At 43.2% G+C, this 703-nt stretch carries 1 protein-coding gene; it reads right to left on the reverse strand.

What is annotated here, in order from left to right:
• The coding region (locus H5203_RS22515; protein ID WP_182820379.1) for a transposase at positions 1 to 637 on the reverse strand (637 nt) is incomplete at its 3' end.
• Positions 638 to 703: the final 66 nt, after the last annotated feature.

Below are 703 nucleotides of genomic sequence, written 5' to 3' on the forward strand. Positions count from 1 at the left end.
CCTTCATTTTGTCGATGTAGCTTAGCTTTTTACGCGATTCATCATTTTTAAACTGAACTTGCCGTCCTGTTTTTATAGGTGGCTTTCGCATACATTGCTGTTGCAGTGGGCATACCTTGCAATCTTTTAAGTAACCGCAGAATCGCGTATATTTTTGGTTGTGGCTGTTTACATTTATACCGCTTCGCCACATTTCATTGCCTGCGGGACAGCGGCAGGTTTGTGTCGTCTCATCATAATGGAAGTCGTCTGAGGTAAATAACCGTGGCTTGCCTTTACTGCGTTTTAGTCGGCGCTTTTCTTGCTCTGTCTCATAAGTTTCACTTTCTTTAAACAGCGGATTTCGTTTTCTAAATTGGTTATCCGCAATGTAAGTATCAAAGCCACTTTTCGCCATGTATTCAAGGTTTGCTTCGCTGTTAAACCCACTGTCTGCGGTGAATTTGATGGCGTGTTTATCTGAGGATTCATCTGTGCTCAGTTTATCTAACTGTTGTTTTAATTGCTTAACCGCTGGCTGCAGGGTTTGCTGCTCGCCCACTGAACCCCATGCCTGTGCTTGCAGTATAATTTGATGTTTATCGTCATTTATCGCTATCCCGTTGTAGCCTTGGATTGTACCTTTTGACGTGGTCATTTTCGCGCTATCAGGGTCGGTAATATTACTTTTAATGGGCTTGCCTTTGCTGCCCGTTTTTTCCTC

This window comes from Pseudoalteromonas sp. SG41-1, assembly GCF_014164575.1.
GTDB lineage: Bacteria > Pseudomonadota > Gammaproteobacteria > Enterobacterales > Alteromonadaceae > Pseudoalteromonas > Pseudoalteromonas rhizosphaerae.